This window comes from Treponema primitia ZAS-1 (genome assembly GCF_000297095.1).
In the GTDB taxonomy this organism is placed as follows: domain Bacteria; phylum Spirochaetota; class Spirochaetia; order Treponematales; family Breznakiellaceae; genus Termitinema; species Termitinema primitia_A.
In genome coordinates this window covers 85385-108924 of the sequence record NZ_AEEA01000040.1, presented here as the reverse complement: position 1 = coordinate 108924, position 23540 = coordinate 85385, and the positions used below count along the sequence as shown (strand labels likewise).

General features: G+C 50.3%; 23 protein-coding genes and 1 tRNA gene. 7 read left to right on the top strand and 17 right to left on the bottom strand.

Annotation, left to right across the window (positions count from 1 at the left end):
• Positions 1–138: 138 nt before the first annotated feature.
• The 3 genes from TPRIMZ1_RS20845 to TPRIMZ1_RS0106930 are packed head-to-tail and all read right to left on the bottom strand — an operon-like array spanning position 139 to position 2710.
• Positions 139–1053: a pallilysin-related adhesin gene (locus tag TPRIMZ1_RS20845; protein ID WP_232616763.1), complete on the bottom strand. Its 915-nt coding sequence runs from the start codon at positions 1051–1053 to the stop codon at positions 139–141.
• Positions 1054–1082: 29 nt separating this feature from the next.
• The gene (locus TPRIMZ1_RS20840; protein WP_038078062.1) at positions 1083–1682 is read right to left on the bottom strand and encodes a hypothetical protein; all 600 of its coding nucleotides are present in this window, start codon (positions 1680–1682) and stop codon (positions 1083–1085) included.
• Complete coding sequence (locus TPRIMZ1_RS0106930) at positions 1679–2710, bottom strand: DHH family phosphoesterase (protein ID WP_010256832.1); 1032 nt, start codon at positions 2708–2710, stop codon at positions 1679–1681. Before TPRIMZ1_RS0106930 ends, TPRIMZ1_RS20840 begins: the two co-directional genes overlap by 4 nt.
• A gap of 114 nt (positions 2711–2824) precedes the next feature.
• On the opposite strand from TPRIMZ1_RS0106930, the gene TPRIMZ1_RS0106925 reads away from it, so the two are divergent.
• Genes TPRIMZ1_RS0106925 through TPRIMZ1_RS0106915 form a run of 3 tightly spaced genes read left to right on the top strand, consistent with a single transcriptional unit; the run spans position 2825 to position 5825 of the window.
• Positions 2825–3727 (top strand): hypothetical protein, encoded by a 903-nt coding sequence (locus TPRIMZ1_RS0106925; RefSeq protein ID WP_010256829.1) that lies wholly within the window; start codon positions 2825–2827, stop codon positions 3725–3727.
• Between the two features lie 47 nt (positions 3728–3774).
• A complete protein-coding gene (locus tag TPRIMZ1_RS18585; protein WP_010256826.1) occupies positions 3775–5454 on the top strand; it encodes a putative PEP-binding protein in 1680 nt (559 codons plus the stop codon).
• A gap of 11 nt (positions 5455–5465) precedes the next feature.
• On the top strand, positions 5466–5825 hold the full coding sequence (locus tag TPRIMZ1_RS0106915) for an FMN-binding protein (protein ID WP_010256822.1): 360 nt from the start codon (positions 5466–5468) through the stop codon (positions 5823–5825).
• 72 nt (positions 5826–5897) lie between these two features.
• Here the strand turns inward: TPRIMZ1_RS0106915 and pta are convergent, their stop codons facing one another.
• Positions 5898–6896 carry a phosphate acetyltransferase gene (pta, locus tag TPRIMZ1_RS0106910; RefSeq protein ID WP_010256818.1) on the bottom strand — a complete coding sequence of 333 codons (999 nt, stop codon included), beginning with the start codon at positions 6894–6896 and terminating at the stop codon, positions 5898–5900.
• Between the two features lie 213 nt (positions 6897–7109).
• Here pta and TPRIMZ1_RS0106905 point away from each other — a divergent pair, with 213 nt between their 5' ends.
• From TPRIMZ1_RS0106905 to TPRIMZ1_RS0106890, 4 genes are all read left to right on the top strand, one after another.
• The gene (locus TPRIMZ1_RS0106905) at positions 7110–7475 is read left to right on the top strand and encodes a bactofilin family protein (RefSeq protein WP_010256814.1); all 366 of its coding nucleotides are present in this window, start codon (positions 7110–7112) and stop codon (positions 7473–7475) included.
• Between the two features lie 36 nt (positions 7476–7511).
• Positions 7512–8144: a tetratricopeptide repeat protein gene (locus tag TPRIMZ1_RS0106900; protein WP_100217020.1), complete on the top strand. Its 633-nt coding sequence runs from the start codon at positions 7512–7514 to the stop codon at positions 8142–8144.
• A gap of 5 nt (positions 8145–8149) precedes the next feature.
• A complete protein-coding gene (mtaB, locus tag TPRIMZ1_RS0106895; RefSeq protein WP_010256808.1) occupies positions 8150–9523 on the top strand; it encodes a tRNA (N(6)-L-threonylcarbamoyladenosine(37)-C(2))-methylthiotransferase MtaB in 1374 nt (457 codons plus the stop codon).
• Positions 9524–9559: 36 nt separating this feature from the next.
• Positions 9560–9632, top strand: a tRNA-Lys gene (locus tag TPRIMZ1_RS0106890).
• A gap of 200 nt (positions 9633–9832) precedes the next feature.
• Here the strand turns inward: TPRIMZ1_RS0106890 and TPRIMZ1_RS0106885 are convergent.
• The 13 genes from TPRIMZ1_RS0106885 to TPRIMZ1_RS0106825 form a co-directional block, all read right to left on the bottom strand.
• Positions 9833–11308 (bottom strand): DUF2779 domain-containing protein, encoded by a 1476-nt coding sequence (locus TPRIMZ1_RS0106885; RefSeq protein ID WP_010256806.1) that lies wholly within the window; start codon positions 11306–11308, stop codon positions 9833–9835.
• A 24-nt stretch (positions 11309–11332) separates the two neighbouring features.
• Positions 11333–13402 carry an ATP-dependent DNA ligase gene (locus TPRIMZ1_RS0106880; RefSeq protein WP_010256803.1) on the bottom strand — a complete coding sequence of 690 codons (2070 nt, stop codon included), beginning with the start codon at positions 13400–13402 and terminating at the stop codon, positions 11333–11335.
• A 3-nt stretch (positions 13403–13405) separates the two neighbouring features.
• Entirely contained in the window at positions 13406–14107 is a 702-nt protein-coding gene (locus TPRIMZ1_RS0106875) for a hypothetical protein (RefSeq protein WP_010256800.1), read from the bottom strand.
• Between the two features lie 11 nt (positions 14108–14118).
• The gene (locus TPRIMZ1_RS0106870; RefSeq protein WP_010256797.1) at positions 14119–14724 is read right to left on the bottom strand and encodes a hypothetical protein; all 606 of its coding nucleotides are present in this window, start codon (positions 14722–14724) and stop codon (positions 14119–14121) included.
• 10 nt (positions 14725–14734) lie between these two features.
• On the bottom strand, positions 14735–15571 hold the full coding sequence (locus TPRIMZ1_RS0106865; protein WP_010256794.1) for a PP2C family serine/threonine-protein phosphatase: 837 nt from the start codon (positions 15569–15571) through the stop codon (positions 14735–14737).
• A 61-nt stretch (positions 15572–15632) separates the two neighbouring features.
• Complete coding sequence (locus tag TPRIMZ1_RS0106860; protein ID WP_010256791.1) at positions 15633–16451, bottom strand: vWA domain-containing protein; 819 nt, start codon at positions 16449–16451, stop codon at positions 15633–15635.
• A 13-nt stretch (positions 16452–16464) separates the two neighbouring features.
• The gene (locus TPRIMZ1_RS0106855) at positions 16465–17784 is read right to left on the bottom strand and encodes a protein kinase domain-containing protein (protein WP_010256786.1); all 1320 of its coding nucleotides are present in this window, start codon (positions 17782–17784) and stop codon (positions 16465–16467) included.
• Positions 17785–17798: 14 nt separating this feature from the next.
• Entirely contained in the window at positions 17799–18455 is a 657-nt protein-coding gene (locus tag TPRIMZ1_RS0106850) for a response regulator transcription factor (protein ID WP_010256783.1), read from the bottom strand.
• 35 nt (positions 18456–18490) lie between these two features.
• Entirely contained in the window at positions 18491–19663 is a 1173-nt protein-coding gene (locus TPRIMZ1_RS0106845; RefSeq protein WP_010256779.1) for a formylglycine-generating enzyme family protein, read from the bottom strand.
• Positions 19653–20651 carry a formylglycine-generating enzyme family protein gene (locus TPRIMZ1_RS19705; RefSeq protein ID WP_198429912.1) on the bottom strand — a complete coding sequence of 333 codons (999 nt, stop codon included), beginning with the start codon at positions 20649–20651 and terminating at the stop codon, positions 19653–19655. The genes TPRIMZ1_RS0106845 and TPRIMZ1_RS19705 overlap by 11 nt, the downstream gene beginning before the upstream one ends.
• Before the next feature lie 211 nt (positions 20652–20862).
• The gene (locus TPRIMZ1_RS0106835) at positions 20863–22290 is read right to left on the bottom strand and encodes a DUF4116 domain-containing protein (RefSeq protein WP_010256775.1); all 1428 of its coding nucleotides are present in this window, start codon (positions 22288–22290) and stop codon (positions 20863–20865) included.
• Between the two features lie 86 nt (positions 22291–22376).
• On the bottom strand, positions 22377–22628 hold the full coding sequence (locus TPRIMZ1_RS0106830; protein WP_010256774.1) for a hypothetical protein: 252 nt from the start codon (positions 22626–22628) through the stop codon (positions 22377–22379).
• Complete coding sequence (locus tag TPRIMZ1_RS0106825) at positions 22618–23394, bottom strand: hypothetical protein (RefSeq protein WP_010256769.1); 777 nt, start codon at positions 23392–23394, stop codon at positions 22618–22620. The genes TPRIMZ1_RS0106830 and TPRIMZ1_RS0106825 overlap by 11 nt, the downstream gene beginning before the upstream one ends.
• Positions 23395–23540 lie beyond the last annotated feature (146 nt).

The window sequence follows — 23540 nt, the reverse complement described above, 5'->3', positions numbered from 1 at the left end:
CCCCTGGGGCATATTTATTAGCGCTGCGCGAATACGGCGCCTATAGTATCACTGGCATGGTTTTGTAAACATTGCTGTCCAAGTCTGGAACCGTTTTTGCGAAAAGGAACACGATGACAGACCTTCAATGTTCCCGGCCTAACGGGGGATCCGCGCCAAAGTAATGGCAGCTTCGTGCAGCTCCTGTACTCCCCGGGTTCCCAAGCGGATCCGCACCAGGGTAAGGATATCGGGATTCGTACTTTCGTTACGTTCTATACGGTAGGTTTCGTGGGGATGGTCGGCATTATTTCTGGGACGCAGTTCGAGTAGTTCCTGGTTGTCCAGCATGAAAAAAGCGTATTTTCCCCAGGACTGCAGGGCGCCTGTGGAATGGAGTTCGTAGTTTCCGTCGGCGGATAGAATCAGCCTGCCGATGGAACCATCATAGGATGCATCGATATAGGGGAGTACCGCGGGTTTAGAGCTAATGCTGTCGGGGGCACCCGTCGTGCCGGCCTTTCGATAGGAACCATCCCAGGGGGCGGAAACGTAGATCTTAAGACGGACATCCTCAAAAACCTTCATCCGTATACTGTCCATGGATTCCAGTTCTATATCAATGAAACGCCTGAGGGTGGTTACCGAAATATTCTGGCTGGAGATATAGAGACCATGCCGGGTGGCACTGGAATTTTGCCAGGTAAAAACCTGCTGGATCTCTTCACCGTAAAAGATGATCTCCTTATTGGGGGGATCAAAATAGATATACTGACGGTTATCCAGGGTCCCCTGGGGGCTCACATAGTACCAAAGGCCGGTGATGAATTTTTCAAATTCCTCCCGCCCCCCGTTCAATAATTCCCGTACCCGGCGCTGTTCAATCTGGGAACCCGGAATCCTGGTGACCCGGCTCTGTTCGTAGCGTCCGTTAAGGGTGTTGTAGGTATGGATAACTTCCACCTGATCCAGTATGTTTGTCGAGTCAAAGTCCCGGCCATACGCTGCAAGGGTAAAGCTCTGCCCTTTGGCAAGACCCATCTGGTAGGCTTGGGTGCGTTCCGCTTCCTGCACCTGAATGGAACCGTCTATACGCAGATCCGCTATTTTTCGAAGGGCATTTCATACGGATCCTGTGGATCCTCCGGATCCTCCGGATCCTGTCTTTCATCCGCACTTTCACGAAAAACCGTCAGGGTATGTTCCCCGGTACTGTTCATGCCGCTTATCAGAATACAAAGACTGCGATCTCCAATGAGGTCCTGGGTATAAACCGAAACGGTCCCCGGACGGGTAACCGTGGTTGGGGCGCTCCACAGCCGCCGATATCCGCCCACCGCATCATCAAAAACAATATAGGTGATAAAAATGGGGCTGTCCATTTCCAGAAGATTACGGTACGCCAGGATCTGATCATCCACCATATCACCGTTCAGATCCTGGGTGAGGACAGCCACAATAGATTCACCCGCATTCAGGGTGACCTTGGCGTTCATGGTATCCTCATAGACCATACGTTCAACATCACTGTTTCCTTCATAGTCGGCGGTATCAGGATTCTGGGGAATTACAACCCGGGTCTGCCACTGCTTTTTTCCCGGTATATTGGACCGCTGTATGGGCATAAAGTACAAAAAAGCGATGCCCGCGGCGGTAAGCAAAAAAATCAGGGGGGTTAGGATCTTTATAATTTTGCTGGTCATAACTTTTCTGCGCGGGGACCTTCGCTGCAAGCAGCAGGGGGCTTTGATTGGGTTTCCAGAGCGGCTTTCACCTTTTCTAAAACACGGGCCAGGGTTTCTTCCATGGTAAGATCACTGCGGAACCCCGCCGCCAGAGCATGGCCTCCCCCTGAAAATTGCTGGGCTATTTTAGAAACATTAACCAGCCCCTTGGAACGCAGGGAACAGCGGATCTTGCCTTCGCTGGTTTCCTTAACCAGTATTGATACCAGGATTTCCTTACTTTTCAGGGGGATGTTGATAAAAGATTCAGCATCCTCAAATGCGGCTCCGGTGGAAGCAAGGTCCCCTTGCCGAAGTATCTGTACCGCCACCCGGCCTCCGAAATAAAGGGTCAGACTGGCTAATACCTGGCTCTGCAAAAGCAGGGAAGCGGTGGAGGCGCTCTCGTTCAACTCGCCGTATATCTCATAGGGCATGGCGCCGGCTTCAACCAGTAACTGGGCCGTCCTAAAGGTCCTGGCGGTGGTTTTTGAATAGGCAAAGGACCCGGAATCAAAACAGATCCCCGCATAGGCCGCTATGGCGGTTTCTCTGTCCAAGCGTATGTTCAGATCCCCGGCGATTTCCATGATCATTTCGCAGGTTGCGGCGGCAGTCGGGTCGATGTACCCGTCCAGGGTAGAGTGGGGGTTTAGCTCATGGTGGTCAATGACCATGACCGCTTGAAATTGGGGAATAATTTCCTTCATCGCTCCGGTATGGAATTCATCGGAGGTATCCAGGATGATCAGCGCCGATTTTCCCGGCAGGTCCTGGTGTTTCCCACTTTCCCAGACCCCGGCAATGTTTTGGGTATCCATAAAGCTGAACCGCTCCGGAATAGCCGAAGCATTGAGCGCCTGTACCTCCTTATGGAGTTTTCGCAAAATATGGACCATGGCAATCTCTGCCCCAATACCATCCGCATCCGCCGGATCATGGGTGGTGAGAACAAAATGAGTGTTTTTAGTGATAAAATCCAGTATTTTTTGCCGGGGATCTGGCACGAAAAATCCTCCCTTTCCCGCTATTTTATCATACTACAAAATTATAAACAGTAAAGGAAGAGGAAAAATCGAAAAAGACTTTACTTTTTTGCTTATTCATAGGAAGTTTTAAGGATGATACAAGAAAAAACCGGCCTGGGGCTTTTATCCACCAGATCCGGGTTTAATTCTGCGGTACGGTATATCAAAAAGACGGTTAAGATTTTAGAAACCCTGGAAACCGGCGAAAACCTCTCGGATATACTCCGGGAGCCGGAGTATAGAGATTTTTCCGGCGCCAATGTCCTTCCACTCCTGCGCTCGCTCCTTATGGACAAGCTGGGATACCAAGCCCTTTCTGCAAACCCCGCCGCCATAGCCGTCGATCTTCCGGCCCTGGCCGCTGAATTCGCCCAATGGGAGGCCGTGGATTTGGTTGCCGCCTTCCATGATCCCCGCTTTCTCCTGATAGCCAATCCTAAAAACGCTGCACAGCTTACCGCCCTGGGAAAGGTCCGTCCCCGGGAACTCCTTACGGTCTACGCCGGCAATGCCATCCGGGATCTCCCCCAGGGGCTTTGTTTAAAGGCGGCGGAGACGGCCATCGCCCTTTTCAGCGGCAGCCAGCCGGACATACCCCCGGAGTTGTATACAGCCGGCGGGAACCCCGTTACTTGCAGCGCCGACTTTAGTCGGAGAGTTCCCCGCGTAAAGATGACCCCCCTTTACTCCGTGGCGGTTACCAATGAGCTTTTCCACAACGGCAATGTGGAAGCCTGGAAGAGAATTATACAGAGTTACAACGCCAAATATCCCACGCTCAAGGTACATGTTTATTACGGGGACGAGCCTATCCTGGATATCAATTCCCTGTTCACCTGGGGTAAGGTTAAGCATGGCGGTTCAATCCAATTTGCCGTATCCGGAAGTGATATTCGGGATGTGGCCAGGCTGCGGCGCTATTTAGCCCAGGGGTCAAGCAGCAAATTTGAGCCCTTTCTGGAAAGCCCGGAGAAGGGGGTCTTAAAATTATTCTAAATAGCAGAAAAACAGCGGAGGATGAAATAAAGTTTCTGCTGGATAAGGTGAAACGGGGAACCTTGGACGCGGCCGGCGCGGTTAAAGCCCTGGACCTTTCGCGGTTAAACGAAATTCTCCATCCGCGTATAAACGCCCAAAGTATGACTTGCAACGAAGTTTCCCGCGCTACTTGCAACGAAGTTTCCCGCGCTACTTGCAACGAAGTTTCCCGCGCAGAAGGGCTGCCGAAATGGACCGGCGGTATTTCCGGCGCGCCCGGTGCGGCGGCGGGCAGGGTCTATTTCAGCGCCGATGCCCTCCTGGAAGCCAAGGCGCTCGCCCGGCAGCGGGGTGAGGATACCCGGTGTATCCTGGTCCTGCCGGCCGCATTTGCGGGGGATGTAAAGGGCATTGAGGCCGCCGCCGGTGTTCTCACTGCCCAGGGCGGCTATGCAGCCCATGCCTCGGTGGTGGCCCGCCAGTACGGTAAGGTATCCCTGGTGGCGCCGGAGATCAGTATTACTGATAAAACAGCGATTCTGGGCAGCCTGAGTTTTAGCGAAGGTGACCCCATCACCCTGGATGTCCCCTATGACGCGGAATCTTCGGTATACCAGGGGATTGCGGAAATTTCCGAACCGAATATTACCGGATCCGCCCTCCTTGATTTTATCGCCCTGGCTAAGGGGCTTACAAAGAATTTCCAAATCCGGGCAAACGCGGAGACCCCCGAAGACGCGGAAAAGGCGCTGTCCCTTGGCGCCGAGGGTATCGGTCTCTGCCGCACGGAACACATGTTTTTCAAACCAGAACGGATCAACACCTTCCGTGAGCTGATCCTCTCCGAATCCGGCGGGGCGCGGGACAAGGCCCTGGAAAAGCTCCGGGCAATGCAGGGTGATGATTTTTACCGCATCTTCAAGATCATGGCGGGAAAGCACGTCACCATCCGGCTCCTGGACGCCCCCCTCCACGAATTCATGCCCCGCAGCGATGCTGATATTACATCGTATATTGACCACATCTCAGCTTCCGGAGAAACAGTGGTAACCAGGGATGAAATCCTGGCACGGATAGAAACGCTGCGGGAATGTAACCCCATGCTCGGACACCGGGGCTGCCGCATCGCCGTAAGCTATCCGGAAATATACGCCATGCAGGTTCGGGCCATCTTTGAGGCGGTCCATAAAATACAGGATGAGAAGCTGGATGTCCGGCCGGAGATCATGGTCCCCCTGGTGATGAACGCAGCGGAGCTAAAGCTCATCGCCTACGGCAAGCGGGTGGAGGGGGCAGGCTACGCGGGAATTGCGGATATTGAGGAATTCCGGAACTGCCCTATCGGCGCCATGATCGAGCTGCCCGCCGCGGCGCTGGGGGCCGGAGATATTGCCAGGTACGCGCAGTTTTTCAGCTTTGGCACAAACGACCTGACCCAAACCACCCTGGGCCTTTCCCGGGACGATGCCGCCGCCTTTTTACCCGCCTATTCCCACTATGATCTTCTGGAGGGCAATCCCTTTCGTGTGCTGGACGAACGGGTTCAGGAGCTCATCGCCCTGGCGGTGGATCGCGGCCGCCTTACCCGGCCTGATCTGGTCTGCGGACTCTGCGGCGAGCAGGGCGCCGACCCGGCGGCGATCCGGTTTTGCATGGACACGGGCATAAATTATGTGTCATGCTCGCCATACGCGGTGCCCGCAGCTATACTTGCGGCGGCGCAGATTCAAGCGGAAAAGGAATAAGGAGGAATAGTATGAAGAAATTGACGGGCGCCATGGGCGTGATTCTTGTGTTACTAGTTGTGTCCCTGAGCGGATGCGCCAGCAGGTTTGATACAATACAGGCCGTTATGCCGGATTTGCAGTGGAAAGAGGATGGCATATACCGGGGGCAGTATAAAATACGCCCGGTGTCGGTTGTCCTGGACGTGGAAGTAAAGGATAAAACCTTAACAAACATAACCATTATTAAACATTTTAACGGCCTTGGAAAAAAAGCTGAAAAAATCACCGAAACGGTTCTGGCAAAACAGAGCCTGACGGTAGACGCCGTAAGCGGCGCCACGGGGAGCAGCAAAGCTATTCTAAAGGCCATAGAGAACGCCCTGGAATAAGAAAGCCGGCCCGGACATCAGTCCAAGCCGGCCTTCTTTAATTTCTTTTCGCTTATTTAGCTTCTTTTCTAATTACTTCGCCCGGGCTAAAGTAACCGCAGAGGTTACCACAATGTCCTCCACCGAGGCGCCCCGTGAAAGATCGCTGATCGGTTTGGCGAAACCCTGGAGGAAGGGCCCGAAGGCTTCAGCCTTGCCCAGACGCTGTACCAGTTTGTAGCCGATGTTGCCGGCCCCAAGGTCGGGGAATACCAGGGTGTTCACCTTGCCTTTGATAGGGCTGCCCGGGGCTTTTTTATCGGTTACCGCGGGAACCAGGGCTGCATCGGCCTGGATCTCACCGTCAATTATCAAGTTAGGGGCCTTGGCTTTTGCCAGGTCCAGGGCTGTCTTTACCTTGAGTACATTGGGGTGATCCCCGCCGGAACCCTTGGTGGAGAAGGAGAGCAGGGCCACCACCGCGTCAACCCCGAGGAATTCCTTACAGGACTGGGAGGCGCTTACGGCGATATCCGCCAGCTGTTCCGCCGTGGGGTCCGGAACTACCGCGCAGTCAGAGAAAATCAGGGTACCGTCCACACCCCAGGCCTTGTCGGTGGTTTGCACCACAAAGCAGGAGGAAGCGGTCTTGGAGCCGGGAATGGTGCCGATAATGGCAAGCCCTGCCCGGAGCACATCCGCGGTGGCGCTTTCCGCGCCCGCAACCATGGCGTCCGCATCACCCAGGTGGACCATCATGGCCCCCCAGCGCAGGAAATGGGTCATATCCTTCTTCGCCTGCTCCTCAGTCATGCCCTTATGCTTCCGCAGATTGTAATATTCCTGGGCATATTTTCCTGCCAGGGGTGAAACCTGGGGATTGATGATGTTAATACCCCCTAAATTGACCCCTTCCTTTTCGGCCACGGTCTGAATCTCCGATTCTTTGCCCACCAGGGTTACCGAAGCGGCCAGCTTTTCATCCAGGATGACCCGGGCGGCCCGGATTGTCCGGGGTTCAGTTCCTTCGGCTAATACCAGCCGTTTTTGCAGGGCCTTCGCCTTCTGCCGCATGTCGTTTACAAAGTCCATATTTTTCTCCTTTAGGTTACATTAATTAAAAAACATTGTATTTAGCATACCTTGTATAGGGGGAACACGCAAGGGGACGGAGAGGAATTAGGAATAACCACGGACCACACCAACTAATTAATGGGTGATTCTTATTATGTCCGTGTGTATTCCTTTCCAGGCCTATTGACGGGAAGGCAATCAACGGTAATTATTAATAATTGGAGCTTATCAATGACCGATGTTCACAACGACGTACTGGAAGATGAAGATTTTGATACGATTTTATCCGAGGATATCGATTTTTCCGGTACCCTCAACTTTGAAAAACCCTTTCTGATCCGGGGGAAGCTTTCCGGAGAAATAGAAGCCCGGGGTCTTTTGGTGGTTGATGAGGACGCCGTGGTGGAGGCGAATATCAACGCCCCCCGGGTGATAATCCGCGGGTCTGTTACGGGGGATGTCACCGCTTCGGAAAGGGTGGAGGTTTCGGTAACCGGAAAACTGAACGGCAATGTCACCGCCCCGGATATCTTTATGGATACCGGTTGTGTGTTTAATGGCCGGTGTACCATGGAAAAACGGGATAATACGGAATAGATGGGAATGAAGAAGGGTCTTTTTTTCTGTGGGGGGATGTTTTTGTTTCTCATTTTCCCCTTGGGGCGTGGGTTTGCACAAAATCAGCCCGATGCACTGGTTGAATACCGGAATCGCAATTATGAATCCGCCGTTACCATCTGCAGAAGCGAATTAAGGGTAGATCCTAACAATCTGGAGTCCCATGTAGTGCTCTGCTGGAGCCTTATCAGCCTTGGCCGGTACGAGGAAGCCCTGAATTACGCCCGGCGGGGCCGGAATCTTAGCCGTTACGACCCAAGGATCGTCGAAATTCTGGGGGAAATCGGCTACTATCAGGGTAGTAACAAGGATGCCCTGGAATATTTTCAGGAGTATGTCAACCTCGCCCCCGAGGGGGGCCGTATTGATATGGTCTATTATTTTATCGGGGAGATCTATATCCGTCTGGGCCGTTTCCGGCATGCGGATATTGCCCTGTCAACGGCGGTGCACTATGTGCCGGGAAACGCCGTCTGGTGGACCCGTTTGGCCTATGCCCGGGAAAATGCCGGCCGGGAAAACGCCAGGGAACTGCAGGAAGCGATCCGCGCCTATGAGCGGGCCCTTCTCCTGAATGCCCAGTATGCCGATGCCCGCCGCGGGTTGGAACGTACCCGGCAGGCCCTGGCGGCCATAACTATCCGCTAGAAACAATGGTATCCGCCTCCATCCAAACCCTGGGCTGTAAGTTAAATCAGATCGAAGGTGAATCCATAGCCGAAGCCTTTAGCCGTGAAGGTTTTTCCGTAAGCGCCGGGGATTTCGCGGACATCCTGGTGATCAATACCTGTACGGTTACCTCCAAGTCGGAGCAAAAGGCCCGGCGGCTCATCCGCAAAGCGTTAAAGGATAACCCCCGTTCCTGTATCATCGTCACCGGCTGCTATGCTCAGGTAGAGGCTGATGCTATTGCCGCCCTGGAGGAAGGGGAGCTTCGGCGCCTCTTTGTGCTTACCGGTGACCGCAAGACCCTCCTCCTGGACCTGCCCCGGTATTTACGGGATACGCCTGACGGCAGCCTGTCCCAAGCCCTGGAACGGTACCTGGAGCCGGGTAGGGCAGTGGCGCCCCCGGACTCCGGGGGCATGGATCCCGGGGATCCCTTTCGGTTTAACGTAACGGACCTTTCCTTCCACTCCCGGCCTTTCATGAAGATTCAGGATGGTTGTAACCATGCCTGCTCCTACTGCCGGGTAAGCCTGGCCCGCGGTCCCAGCGTAAGCCTGGATGCGGAAACCCTCCTGTCCCGGCTGCGGGCGCTGGAGAACGCCGGCCACGGGGAAGCGGTACTCACCGGGGTAAATCTTAACCAGTATCGTTCCTCCGGCCTGGATCTGGGGGGCATCCTGGAATATCTCCTGGCAAATACCCAAACCATAGCCCTGCGGCTTTCCTCCCTTGAACCCGACGGTATGACCGAGCCCTTTCTCCGGGTCCTGTCCAACCAGCGTATCCGCCCCCATTTTCACCTGTCGATTCAGTCCGGCAGCCCGCAAATCCTGGAGCGTATGCGCCGTAACTATGGTCCGGAAACCGTGGAAAACGCCGTCCGTTGCCTGCGGGCCCTGCGGGAAGACCCGTTCCTGGCCTGTGATATCATCACCGGTTTCCCCGGCGAAACCCCCGAAGAATTTGCCAAGACCCACGAACTCTGCCGCCGCGCCGGTTTCGCCTGGATCCACGCCTTCCCCTATTCCCGGCGTCCCGGGACTGAGGCCTGGAACTTTACGGAAAGCGTTCCGGAACGGGAAGCGGTAAGCCGGGTGGAATCCCTCATCAATCTGGGGCGGCAGGGGCGGGCCGCCTATATCAGCCGCTGGGCCGGGAAAACCGTGGAGGCCATAGCCGAAGATGGCCGACAAGGAGATGCAATAAGCGCCCTATCGGAAAATTACCTCAAACTACGCCTCCCCCTGCAGCCGGGACAGCCCCTTCCGCCGCCGGGAACCGTTCTCCGGTGCAGGATACTGGGGCCCCTGGAACCGGTGGAACCCCATTTTGACGCAATTGCGGAACTGAAGTCTTGACTTTTACTTGTATATTCGGATACAGTACTTTGACCCGGGCCGCTAGCTCAGTAGGTAGAGCAACGCCCTTTTAAGGCGTGGGTCGCCTGTTCGAATCAGGCGCGGCTCATTAGATAATTCCTTGTGATATAAGGAAATAGTGGGGTTTTAGCCCCAACTGCCACCGGTCAAATTGGATCTTAGGTCCGCAATTTTCTTACAGAACAACATACTCCGTCGCTTTGCGCGCTCTGCGGCGGGGTATGTTGGTTCCGTCCAAGGGGTACATACCCCGCCCCTTCTTCATTGTGCAAGGGGTATTTCGAGAGATTACACAAGGCTTTTCAAATACTCCCATATTTTTACCATTGCCAGGGTATCAAGGCGGCAGTAGGCAATGAGGGCCTGGCGTATTGCGGCGATTTCCCGGCTTTCTTTCTTCTCCAGACCCAGGAAAGCATTCATGGCATCACCGCCGTTTTGGATTAGGTCAAGACCGTGGTAATCCAATTCGGGATCATCGGGGAACAGGGCGGGGAGGACGGCTTTAATTGAATAGGAGCCTTCAAACTCACGGCGGTAATAGGCATGGGATTGAAACGGGGTCATCAGGTCCTTAATATGCCGCCGTATGGCAAGTAACTGTTTGGATAAATCGGGGAACAGTTCGGCAAGGTTTGCAATCACCATCTTTTCAAAGCCCATGTTATACGCCAGGGTACAGACTGTCCGGGGTATGTCCTTACAGAGGGCCTCCGCCAGGGGGCGCCTGGGGTCGGTTCCCTCCTGCGCAAGGAATTCACGGTGTTCCAATTCCGCGGCAGGGCTTTTAAGGATATGCAGGGAATATTGAAAGGGAATTTGCATATAGGGCCTGCAGCCGTCAAAGGGGGGGAGCGCGGGCATGAAGGTTTCAAAGTCCAGGAAATAGAGGGGGCAACTCAGGGTATCCAGAAAGGCGCGTATCTTTTCTGTGTCAATACGCGGCGGGAGCTGCTTCGCTTCAGATTCAAGCTGCCGCTGTTGCTTTTCCGAGAGGGATACGCCGCTTTTTAGAATATCATCAAAGCTGATTATTCCCCGATCATAATAATCGAACTTCTTTTTCCCCGGTAAACGGGCAATGGTAAAAACGCTTTTATCCGGGATGTGCCGCCAGCAATAGTCCGTATATCCGCAGAGATAGGGATCGCCGCAATGGGGGCCTATGCCGATGACCGGTTCCTGTTTCTGCCCGGCGATTAGCTTGATGTCCGCTATCTGTTTTTCCATGTCCTTTTGCTTTGCAATAACTTCCGGTGTACAATCCTCTATGGTGAAAAGTTTTTTGAGATCCAGGTTTCCCTGTCTGACATACCGGTTGTTGATATGCATGAGGGATATTTTTTTGACTCCGAGGCCGCATCCTGAGAGTACATAATATTGAAAGGCCATATCATCAATATATACGGGTTTTATTTCCGTAGAACTTTTGACCTCGACTATTTCAACGGCATTTTTGAATTTCCGCAAAATATCAACGGAACAGAAATTGCCCTTATACGAAAAAGATGCTTCGCATAGTACCGTATGTCCTTCCGCAAGCAGTTTTTCGGTATCGGAAATCATGCGGGATTTATCGGCGTTGTAGGCCACTTCGGCAAATTCGCCAAAATAGCCCATTGCCAGATCGCCGACTTCATTGCCGGTTTTCAGTATTGCCTCATTCATCACTTCATCGTTATATTCATCCGGTTTATTTTCTTTCATCCAGAGGATTTTGGGGCATTGAAGGCCCTGACAATAACGGCTTTTGGAGAGGTTCATGGATAAACTCCTATTCCCTGTATATTACACAATCTGCACCCATCCGGTCTTTACCTCTTTTTCGATACAGCGCCGGCATAGATCCATGATTTGTTCCTTGCTTTCCGAGACACGCACCTCGATGGCCAGGGGTTCCGCACGGCCTGCGCTAAAATTGGTATACGAAAAAACAAAGGACGGATAATCCTTATTTCCCACGGAATTGATATTTCGAGGGGTTTCCCCTTTATTTGTACACCATACCACATATTTTTGCACCATCATAGGGGAAGCTTCCTTTTTATATACCCGCCGGAACAGTACTTTAGAAGGCGCAATTTTGGCGGGCACTACCGGCATAGCCGCTGAGGACAATTCGGCCTGTACCGAAAATTGGGACAGGCGCACATCAACGGGGTTTACTGTTTTATCGTCCCGGAACCGTTCAATAACTGCGGATACAAAACTATAACCGGGGGCGGCGCCGATTTTGTTCAGGCCGCTTCCCTGTAAAGCAAGCAGGGGATTCCGGATAAGCCCTGCGGCATTTTCGGTGAGTACATCATTAACCGAAAGTTCTACCACCAATTCGGGTTTAACAAGGTGGAACGCCGCATGATTTGAATCAACCTCCACATAATTCGACGGGATTTTTTGCGCCATAAGGCAGCTGTAAAGGGACTTCTTCTGTTCAGTTGTCAAACCATTTCCGGTACGCCCTATTATTTGGTATTGCCCCGCTTCGCCGTTTTCGGTTTTCATAAGCGCGTAGAGCAGACTCCGTACCGCGCCCCCGCCGTCTACTTCGGAAAAGCCCACCACTGCGGCGTCTATGGTTTGACGGGGCTTTATCTTGTAAAGGCCGTTTTTACCGGTTCGTACCACAAGCCCTTCGCTGCCTTCACCTTCAACCCACTCGGCAAATATACTTTGCACCTCAAATTTGTTATGGCAAACCGTACACCTGACGGGACCTGCGAACTGTGTATCAGTAAAGATGTATCCTAGCTGCGCATGGGTTTTGCCGTAGTTTTCTCCCTGCCATTGGACGCCATCAATGGACACAATATCAAACGGCGCAAGCCGGAGGCGGCTGTGATCGCCCTTTTTCGCTAACGCCGATAAGGTGTCTGTCACCCTTGTTCTGCCGTCTGATTCGTCGGTGTACAGTTCCGCGGCAATTATGGCGCTCTGTATTTTCGATCTTCTAAAGCAAGATACGGCTGCAGCGGCACAGGGTAAAGAGGAGTCCAGCGTTTTGCCGCTTGAATTAACAAGGGTGAGTTTTCCGCCCCCTGTTTCGCCGCCATTTTCCCAAAAGAGCAGGGTTAAGAGGCCATCGTATTTCCTGGTTACAAAAAATTCGCTCCCATAAAGCCTATCCCCTATCTGGGAAGGATTAAGGGGTACAAAGTTTTTCGATATATTCTTTTTGTAATTTACTGCCTGCTGTGAATATTCAGCCGGTACGGTCTGATCGCACCTGTAGTCAAGGTGTTTATCTTCCTCCGTCTTTGGCGACAACACATCATTGTTTTGCGGCTGCGTTTCCTCTTCACAACTATCAACGGCAGCGAAAACCCGGGAAAAGCGCGGTGCGTTAATCGACCCTACGATGCGTTCCAGAGACGAAGGGGTATTCGCGTCAAGTACCAGTTCGGTATTGCCGGTCCAGTGAACGAGGAGTCCGCGATCACTTGCCTTGCCTATTGCCACCGCCGAAACATCGGCAGCTTTCCACCAGTTGTTTGCGTGGAGTTTTACCAGGGCCGATTCGGTTTTAACGAAGTTACCGGAATTGGAACTTCCCGCAGAAAAAAGTACGATCACCGGCGGATAATAGCCCTGGGGGTTTTTCAAAAAAGTTTTTGTGGAAAGTTTGCCCCGTAGGGTATCACACATTGCAGAAAACTCCTGCTCTCCTTCATAGTACAGTAAATCTGTCTCAATGCAGGTTTCGCTGCTGTTCCCAGAAAGGTCGTGTAGACCGGATTGTAATTGGGTGATAGCCGCTTCCAGGATATTCCTCTTAAGATCGGGCATACACGTATCAATAATGAGAAAAATAACCGTACTTTTACGCGGTAATGCTTCGGTCAAATTAAGTAATGACATGGGCTATATATCCTTTAATTCCATATTACTCAAATGCAGAATGAGGCAATATGCGCTTCCGGCGGATTCACCCTCTACACGCCCTTCTAAAAAACCTCGATAGGGCGTACCGCCCAGACTGAGCACAATAGGTTCCGTGCCGGATTTGCCGCCCCCAACCAGGAGCAGTGAATTTTGTGTGTGTAATTGCTTTGCCATATCGAACAGGAAATCGTAACTCAGACCCGAAGTATGGCGCAGTTGGTAATTGCGGGTAAACACAAAACGCCGGATAGCTTCGTCCTTGGGGATCTGTTTCCCCGTCCAGCGTATGGGGATTTCCGACACAATATTTGCCGCCTGTTTTGAGAGATTCCGTCGTTCTATTTCCTCACCCGCTTTATTGAACAGGGTTTGCACAAGGTTAAACGTGTAAGCCATATCGCCGTTTGTATGTACATAGAGTTTAACCGTTTTGTGTAGAAATCGGCCCACCTGTTCAAAATCTATTTCGCCATCCCCTGAAATGAGGGCTTCCCCCACAGCGTCAAGTGAGCCGTGTTGGGAAAGGAGGGCATCGCAACTTGTTGTTGTTTTAATAAACTGGACGCTTTGTTTTTCCGTGCCGTCGGCCATCACCAGTTTGGTGCGCTGCCGGTCCGGGAAAGGCTCCAGGGCTACCTTTGCGTCACGCTGCTTTTCGTTGGTAATATTGATTAAACGCATATAGTTTTCCTTTACCGGAATGAAAAATCAATTTCGCTGTCCGATTCTTCGTCAATATCTTCGGTTTCCATGTCCACAAGCGCGGCATTTTGTTCCAGTGTGAGCATGGCAAATGAGGCTTCGTAACCGGTGAGCATAAAAAGCGTGTTGTTTGATACAAGCAGGAATGCGGTCTCCTGTTCATAAGAATCACGGTAATTGTAGGGAAATGTATAAATGCTTTTCCCCACCGCCGCGATACATTCAGGCGGAACCGGAAGTTTGTAAATTGCCTTAATTGTATGATTGAGAAATGCTTCCGGGGTAACTGTTTGTTCTATCGTAATTGATCCGTCATAGCTGGATTTGTGTAAGCCAAGTTCACTGCCGTCAAGGGCGACCGTTTTCAGTGTTGAACGTTCCGCCCACTCCCCTGCGGATGACAGGTTTCCCATGCCTATGCCGCCTTTGGACAGGATCAATCCACTGATTTCATCCATCGAAACAAGTGAACAAACACTACCGTCTCCGGCAACAGCCTGGGTCTCCTGTCTACCGTAGAGTTTTTTTCGGTCAATTTTTTCAGGCGCTGCGCTGTATGACATTCCCTGTATTAAAAAAGTTAAGCCTCTTGCCATACTATCCTCCTTAGGGGTTTACCCTCATTATGCCGGCAATGGACACATCATCCCCGCTGCCTTTTTGTGTAAGAATAGGCAAAAAATCGCGCAGTTCCACTAATCCTTTTTTAAAACCTTCCCTGGCAAAATTATCCGCAATAATGCTGTATAACCCGTTCAGATGTTTTTCGTTTTCATGAACCGGATACGAATTATCCACACCGTCAGTACCAATAAACAGTGCGGCAGGAATTTCGCGGCTTGCATAAAACCGGAATTCTGAACCCGGATCAGTATCACACAGGGAAGTCGTTACATTGAGAAAGCATTTTTCGTCCCAGGGAATGGGCTGCATAAAATCGCCGTCAGTGTAACGAACCGCGCATTTACCATCGCCGATTTGCAGGCCGAACCAGCCGCTACGGGTTACCGCCGCCGCGATAAGCGTTGAGCCATAGGCTTCGCGAGGATCCAGAAGATCCTTGGGATTCTTAGAACCTTCATGGTTCTCTGAATCCCCTGATACCTGTTCTTTATTTAATGTACCGGGCGGATCTTCTTCCCAATCCTCGGTAACTCGTTTATCCCATTCACAGGCGATGCACCGTGCCAGCTCCGGTAGTTCCGATTCACCTAAATTCCCGCCGTATTTTTCCGCAAACGCGGCTATGAGCTTGACGGCGCATTCACAGGCAAAACGGGCGCCCCGGTCGCTGCGAAAATGCGCGTCGCTGCCGTGCCCATCGGCGACAACGGCAATGGCAACATTTTTGTCCGCATAATGCAGCGAATAATCCTGGCAAGGTTTGCCGCTTTTTGCGTGGCTTGCCCCGGTGACTGAACAGCTAAAGGCCTGGTACATCATTGTAAACCCCCCTGTGGAGTTTGCTCCGCAAACTCCAAGAAAAAATTGCGTAGCAATTTTTTCACCATTCCTCATCACCGGCATTTACCGCTTCTGCCGCAATTTCCTTAAGCTGCTGGTTCAAATCCTGCTGCTTGGCGCCGGTTTCTGCCGGGGACTGGGGGGCAGGCGAAACAGGAGCGGACGGTACGTTTGAAGCCGCGCCTAAAGCCGCCGTCTGAGCTGCCGTTGCCGTTGGAGTTTGCGTTGCCGTTTTTATTTGCACACTTTTGCTCGCAATCTGGGAAGATCGTACGCTCACAAAACGTATCATTTTGCGGAGCATTGCCGTGTTGTGTACTTCCAGCACCGATTCCATGGATCCGGTAAATTTCGCCAATACAGTCTTGTTGGCGTCGTCCCCTATGGCGACGGCTACTTTGATTGCCGCCTGGAACCAGTTGTTTTTCTGTAATGCCGCAAGGCCACCGTTAAAGTTGTCCGTGGGTTCTCCATCGGAAAGCAGGAAAATTGCCGGCGCAAAGGAACCGGAAGCCTCGCGCATAAATGACTTGGTCGAAAGCTTATCGTTCAACTGGCGACAGGCATCGCCCAGGCAGGTAGTACCGACCGCATCAAGGTAGGTCCAGCGGAAATCATCAACCTTGACGGGATTGTCTTTGGTAATCCACAGGGCGACATTGTTAAACTCCAGGACCGCTATTTTGACCTCCGCGTCGGCATTGGAAGCGGAAAGATCCCGTAATTCCGGCAGAACTTCTTCGATGGCGGCATTTACCGCGCCGATTTTCGACCCCGACATACTTCCCGATGTGTCTATCAGAAAGAACAGCACCATTGTTTTTCGTGGAATCGCTTCCACCGCGTCATTTAAGCCCATTTTTCAGATCCTCCTATAAAATTACTGCGGTAACATTGCCAAAGACAATTTGTGTTCCCTTTTCCATGGGTACGGTTTTATTCATACCCTTTGATACTTGTTTACCCTTCGCATCTATCACAAGCCATGTTTTTTTTGAAAGGTTTTTCAGTTCAAACCCCCCGCTTTCGTTCATGGTTATTTCTGCAGTAAGGGTCTTAAAATCATCGCTGTCCAATTCAGTATGGCAGGCGTACAGGCGTGTACGTTTGTGAACCGCGATATTCCATTTGGGCAATTCGATACGCCGCTGGAAAAGATGCTCCGTATGGCAGTCAGGGCAATAGCTGCTTTTGACCGGATCGGCAAAAAAGACATTGCCGCAGGTATCGCACTTGTAAATTTCGCTGCGCAGACGGATAAAGACCTTGAGCCAGTCCTTTTCGATAACCCTGAATGAAGGATCGCCTAATGCTTTCTTGCTAAAGGCCTCACAAAATTTTTCGCGTATATATGCCGGATACAGGGGCCAGCGTTTTATCGCATTGTTGTTGATCCCCGGCAGGGGAGCGTTTGAATCATCCTCGCTGTCAAAAATGAACACCGGTTCTTCGCCGTAAATTTTTTGTTCCAACGCCTCGGTCATACAGGGCGGGAATGCCTTTTTCCCTTCCAGGGGGTGATTGTACATAAGGAGCAGAAACAGTACCACCGCAAGGGAAAATTTATCGGTGTGTACGCTGGGCAGGCTTTTCCCCAGTACGATCTCCGGCGCGATGTAGCGGCATTTACCGGCGATACCTAAGTTCTTGCCGTACTCGGCCACATTGTCATTGTCGCAGATAAGCACATCCCCGGTTTTCGGGTTGACAAAAAAATTACCGTCATTCAGATCCTGATAGCTGTAGCCGGAATTGTGCAGTTCCCGAAAGGCTTCCACAATTTGAAGGGCCGTGTTGGTAAGGGCGGTAAGGCTTGCGAATTTTTCCTTTGCCAGCAAAAACCGCGAAAAGTCTTTATACTCCTCGGGCCGCAGATCCATTATATAGCCGAAGGTGTCGCTATTTACGGCCCCGGCGCCTGGTTCAGTAATATCCAGGGGCCATAAAAACGCAGCGTTGGGGGCGCCTTTTTTAATATTGTTCTCAAGATTTTCGTAGAATTTCTTCGGCGAACTTATCCTGCCGCTGAAATACCACTTAAGGGCCTTGGGCTTGCCGTCGTAACTGACCTGGTACACCGCGCCCTGTCCGCCTTCGCCGAGTTTTTCTCCCACCTTAACTGTTTTTAAGGCGCAGGTTTTAAGTGTCTTGCCTGAAGGATATTCTTTTTCGTTTATACTGCTCTTTTTCATTTTTCTCTCTCCCTTCACAAATTTTCCAGTTCCTTGCGGCTCTCCACACCGAACTTGGTGTATAAGGCGCTCAAATAATTTTCCACACTGTGTTTGCCGATGCCAAGCTGGGCCGCCATTTCGGCGTTGGAAAAGCCCTGTTGTACAAGGGTGAATACTTCCTGCTCTTTTTTGAGCAAAGACTTTACTTTTTCCGCAGCATCCGCCATTTTTTGCGCATTATTCACGTCTATGTATTTACTGTATTTGATAGTCTGTAAACAGAGAATGATCTCTTTTGTAGTATTTTTGGTACTAAAAAAACCGCCGGAAGATCCATAATACGCAGCCCGAACATGGGTATAATCGGTACAATCCGAATAAACCACGGTGCGTGTTTTTGTATTTTGCTTTTCAAGGAGGGAAAGGAAATCGACAGCATCCTTCATATCGAAATCCATTCTGAGCAAAATATAATCCGGGGGCTTTTTTTCAAATAAGGCGGCTAATTTTTCGCTGCCCGATGAAAAATCATAGGTCTGCCATAAACGCTCTCCGGTCTTTATCAGCCAGGAGACAAACAATTCCCGAAACATGGTGTGGGAATCAATAAGGACCAAAGTCTTTTTTTGCCCGATTCTTTTCAGGGCATCCCGGTATCTTTTGTATTCTTCCTTATCTTTCTGTTCCATAACACATACCTCCTCTTGTGAACTTGTATTTTTCTTTAGTTTTTTACCAGCCGTATCCCGTAAGGGCCTATAAAGCCGCCATGCGGGTCGGTGTAATCGGCGCTCCATATAAAAGCCGGGGCGGCTGTTCTCCAGGGCCTTTGGGGATCACCCCTTTTCCAGGAGCGCATACTATTTGGGTTATCCCTGTATGAGCCACCCCGGTAATAACAGCGGCCGTCATTAGTACGGTTACTGCACCATTCATTGATGTTACCGTGCATATCGTATAAGCCCCAATTATTCGGAGGAAAACTCCCCACTGGAGCGGGGGAGCAGCTTTTCATACAGGCTGCACCAAGGGGTAATGTCTGATTGCCGGTGTTGTAATCGGTAAGCGTACCCGCGCGGCAGGTATACTCCCATTCAGCCTCCGAGGGCAGACGGTAGCCATCGGCGAAAGAGTCGGCACTGATAATCCAGTTGAAGGGGTCATCCCCCCAACTGAGTACCCTCAGAGGCGGCGCTTCCTTTGTTTTATCAATGATATACACAGGGGTAAGGCCGTCATATACGCTGCGGCTGTTACAGTATTCCACCGCTTCGTACCAGCTAAGGCCCTCCACAGGAAAATCCGCGCCGTAGCTATAGCTTGGATTATATCCCATGACCGTAAAAAACTCCGCTTGTGTTACCGGAGATTGGGCAATGGCGAAAGCGCCTACAGCAACGCTGTGTTTAGGAACCTCCGGTAAATCTCCGCCCATAATAAATGATCCCGGGGCAATCTGTACAAAGCCGCCATTTACAGAACTATGCGCGGAAAACTGCGTTGCAAGTAGCGGTGCTGCTGCCTGGCTTTTCAAATTTGAGGGCGTCGCAGTGATGGAGGCGGGTATCACTCCACGCAGACTTGAACTCAAAGCCTCAATAATAAAACAGGCGGCAAATTCTGAGAGCGCATATTCATCCTGCAAAAACTGAACCAGCGAGAGGGCAACGCTGTCCAGATCGGAAGGGGAGGCCGCCATTATTTTTTCAGCGCAAAGTGAATCCTGTAAACGCAGAAAAAGACGAGCCTCGTTTTTATATTCCCTTCTGGTGTAGTCGGAAAGCAGGGGCTTTAATTGCGGGCTGTGTAATACCCCCGCGCCCTTATCGCGGACAAGGTCTCCAAGGATTGCCGCAAAGCTATTGATTGTATCGATTGCAGGAATGTTACTGCTCATAAGCTGTCCTTGCCAGGCGGAAACCTAAACTGCCGATATAAGGCCCTCCTCCAACACCGGAAGGGCATTCGCAGCTCTTGTCCCATGCCTCCCGGGGCTTGTGGTAAGTACGCTCAAATTGAGGGTAGCTGTTGATCTTGACTGGCCACAGATCCCCGCACCATTCACGGGTATATTCATCGGTTTGAAACAACGAATAGGCGCACTCCCATTCGGCGTCTGTGGGGAGCCTGTACCCGTCAGCTTCGGCATTACAGGTAACGGTCCACTTATTGGCATCAAAGGCAAGGATGTTCTGCGGATCAGGCATGGTATCAATACGATATGCAGGCTGCAGCTCATCAATGATACTGCGTTTATTGCAGTAATCCACCGCATTATACCAGCTTACCCCGGTTACCGGCAAGGCCGCGCCGATACGATAACTGGGGTTAAACTGCATGATTTGGTAATAATCATTCTGCCTTACCGGAAACTTGCAGATATAAAAGGAGCCTACCGTAACTTTATGGGGTTTTAAATGATCATAGCCGGAACCGCCGGGTTTACCCATCATAAATGATTTTCCTTTTACAAAAAGAAAGGCATCCTCCGGCGCCGCATTGCCCGGAGGGGGCAGCTGGTGCAAGTCCTCAATGCCTGACGAATAAACAGGCCCTGTATCGGGCAGCAGCTCAGGATTATTGGGGCGGAGCAGGGAAACAAGCAGGGTAAGTATAGCTTCCGCCGGATCAGGGGCTATAAAAAAGTCTTTTTGCAGATCCCGGGCAATAAGCAGTAAATCTGTACGGCTTCCGGCGGCGCTTACCCTATGGTGAAACCCTGCCACAACACAGAGCCGGAGGAGCCGTGCTGTTGAGGCGGATATATCGGCGTTTTTTTCGAGCATATCCCAAAAAGCGCCGGTTTCGAGAAAGTCCACATCGAAATTGCTGCCCTGCGCATTAATACTGTTTGACAATGTAACCGTAAAAGAATTATCCGCCACCGCTTTGTCCTTGTTTTTTGGTATCACAGTATAAGCAAAACAGGGCATTTTGTTCAAAACAGATCTGATAAAACAGCCGAAGGTTTATAACTCCTTATAATACAAGGAGTTATTTTCATTAAAAAGATCAAAAAACGCTGAAATGACTAGGAGTTAACTCCTTGCCATCTCAGCATATCCGTCACTTCTTCCCAAACGGTCCGGCCTTATCCTAAAGGGCGGCTTTTACCATTTCCAATAGCTCTCTGTAATACTGATCGGCAGGAACGAGTTTACAGGCCTTGGTTAAATCCGCCAGGGCTTCTTTTAATTGACCTGTTTCGTAATAACATCTGCCGCGGCCGGATAAACTACCGTCGTTATCGCTCTTTAGCTGTAAACTTAGTGTGTAATCCGCGATTGCGCTGGCATAATCTTCTTTGTATTCGTATCCGAAGCCGCGTCCATAATACAAATCGGAATTTTTCGGATCAATTTTGATAGCTTCGGTGAAAACAACAATAGCGTTATTACTATCATCTGCAAATTGATACGCCCATCCGAGGGTATCAAAAAGATCCGATCCGGCAGCTTTTGTCTTTGTTTTTGAAGAATTCAGTGTGTTCAGGATTTGCTGAATCTCCGTATACCCTTCCGCAGCTAATGGCTGTAAATAGGGAATGAGATAGGTTGGGGGATTCCCTCCGTTGATAAGCGCCTTGATTTCATCAATGATGTCTGTAAGGGCTTCATTTTCTTCGGCTGCTGCTGGAGGCGCCTGGGGCGCGGCTTTTTCAGGCGGCGTATCGTTCAGCATCTGTTGAACCTGCGCTTTAATTGCCTGGGGCACCTCTTGAAAGGCAGCGTTGTCGTTCAGTACGGCAATAAAACACAACTCCGCAGTTTTAAATTTTTCCGGTACGCTTTTAAGGGCAGAGCTGTTATTCTGTACTGCGATAAGGCAGAGTTCCGGTGTTTTAAACTTTTCCGGTACGCTTTTAAGGGCATTGCCGTTTTTCTGTACCGCAGCAAGGCAGAGTTCCGCAGTTTTTAATTTACCGGGCACATACTCAAGGGAAACACCATCCCGCTCTACGGCGCTTTTACAAAGTTCCGCAGTTTTAAATTTTTCCGGTATGTCTTTAAAAATCAGGTACCCGCTTTCTTTAACTGCGATAAGGCATAATTCCGGAGTGATGAAATTTTCCGGCATATAATTTAGCGTGTTATGATTTTTCTGAAAAGCAACTAAGCAGAGTTCCTTTGTTTTTAATTGCTCCGGTACATATCGAAGCGCATAAGGATCTTGTTGAACAGCGGCAAGACAGAGTTCCGGCGTTTTTTGCGTTTCCGGCGCATGCTCCAATGCCCGTCCGTAGGTATTAACAGCGGCAAAACAAATTTCCGGTGTCATAAGGTCTGTTTTTTTAATATGTTTCAGATAATTCAGGGTATCCCCTGTTTTCTGTGCGGCTGCAAGGCAGAATTCCCTGGTTAATAATTTTTTGGGCGTTCGCATTAATGCATTGTATGGGCTGGGGCATTTTAAAGCCTCAAAGCAAATTTCCGGTGTTATCATCGAAGGGGGCATGTTTGCCAGTACAAACGAATCCTGGCTCGCCTCGGCAAACCACTCCTGATATGTTTTTTCGCTTGACATTTTAACTTCCTCGGACGTTAATTTAATGGCCTATCGGATACGCAGCTAAATGATGTTATGTCATTTTCTCCACTTAGTATAAGAATTTATTTTGCCGGTTTCTTTGCTTCCTTCACTTTCGCAATCACCCCGTCCAGGGCCTGGCTGCGATGCCACACTGCCGCCTGTTTGCCGTCATATTCCAGCAGGGTTGTATTTTCGCAGACCGGGCATTGTACCGACACTTTTCCCGCTTCCCGCAGCAGGTTAAAGGAAATTTTGTCGGTTACTTTTTTGCACTGCGGACAGTACACGGAACAGAGGCGGTCGGTGTTTTCTACGGCGGGTTTATCGGGCATGGGTTTCAAGCCACTTGTTGTATTTTTCATGCAATGCAGGCAGGAAAAGGGAAAAATCATCTTTGCCCATTTGCCACCTGCCAAAAAACCGGCTCCAACCGATTATTTTGGTTTTTGTATTTCCCCAGGTACCAAAAAATAAAGTACAATCTTTTTTTAGCTGTATAGTATATTCAGTTAAATCCAAATTATATTGACCTTTTAGAGCTTCAATTACTTTGCGTCCGTTTAAAAACATGAAGTCAAAATTATTTTGCCGCTCCAATAACTTTTTCAGATATTTTGAATCTGAATTGAGAAGTTCCTTCTTTGCCGACGCTTGCAGCTTACTCCATAAAGGCCGTGTGTCCCATTGCACCAAGTCTAAAAGTACACAAGTTCCGTCCTGAAATGAATATTGTTTATTTTTATTAAATCCCTTTAGCACATCTTCTAATTGATAAAAGAACGGATGGGGCTTGCCATTCTCTTTCAAATAATTAACAAAATAATTATCGCAAAAATCAAGAATTTTTTTAACATCCTTTCCTTTCTCAAGTTCTTCATTATCTTTTTTTCCCAAGGTTGCACGGGAAATTGGATGATTTGGTTTTAATCCATTGCTATTGTAAAATTCTTGTGGGTTAATACTTACCATGCAGGCCTTTGCTGTATCATAATTACCCGTGTAGAGTATGGGTACGGTTTTTGCGGCAACAGATTTACCGGGAAGAGGCATCCTGATTCTGGCGACTAATTCCGGATCATTTAAAACAATGTTACTCATTATATGATCTCCTTTATTTAGGTAGTTTTTATACTATATTTTGAGGAAATTATTTGTCCAGAGTGAGCTTTCATGAAAAATCCATGCGTATAAGACGTGCGTAAGGGCATTGCGTTAAGGCTATTTTCTACTAATCGACAGTATTT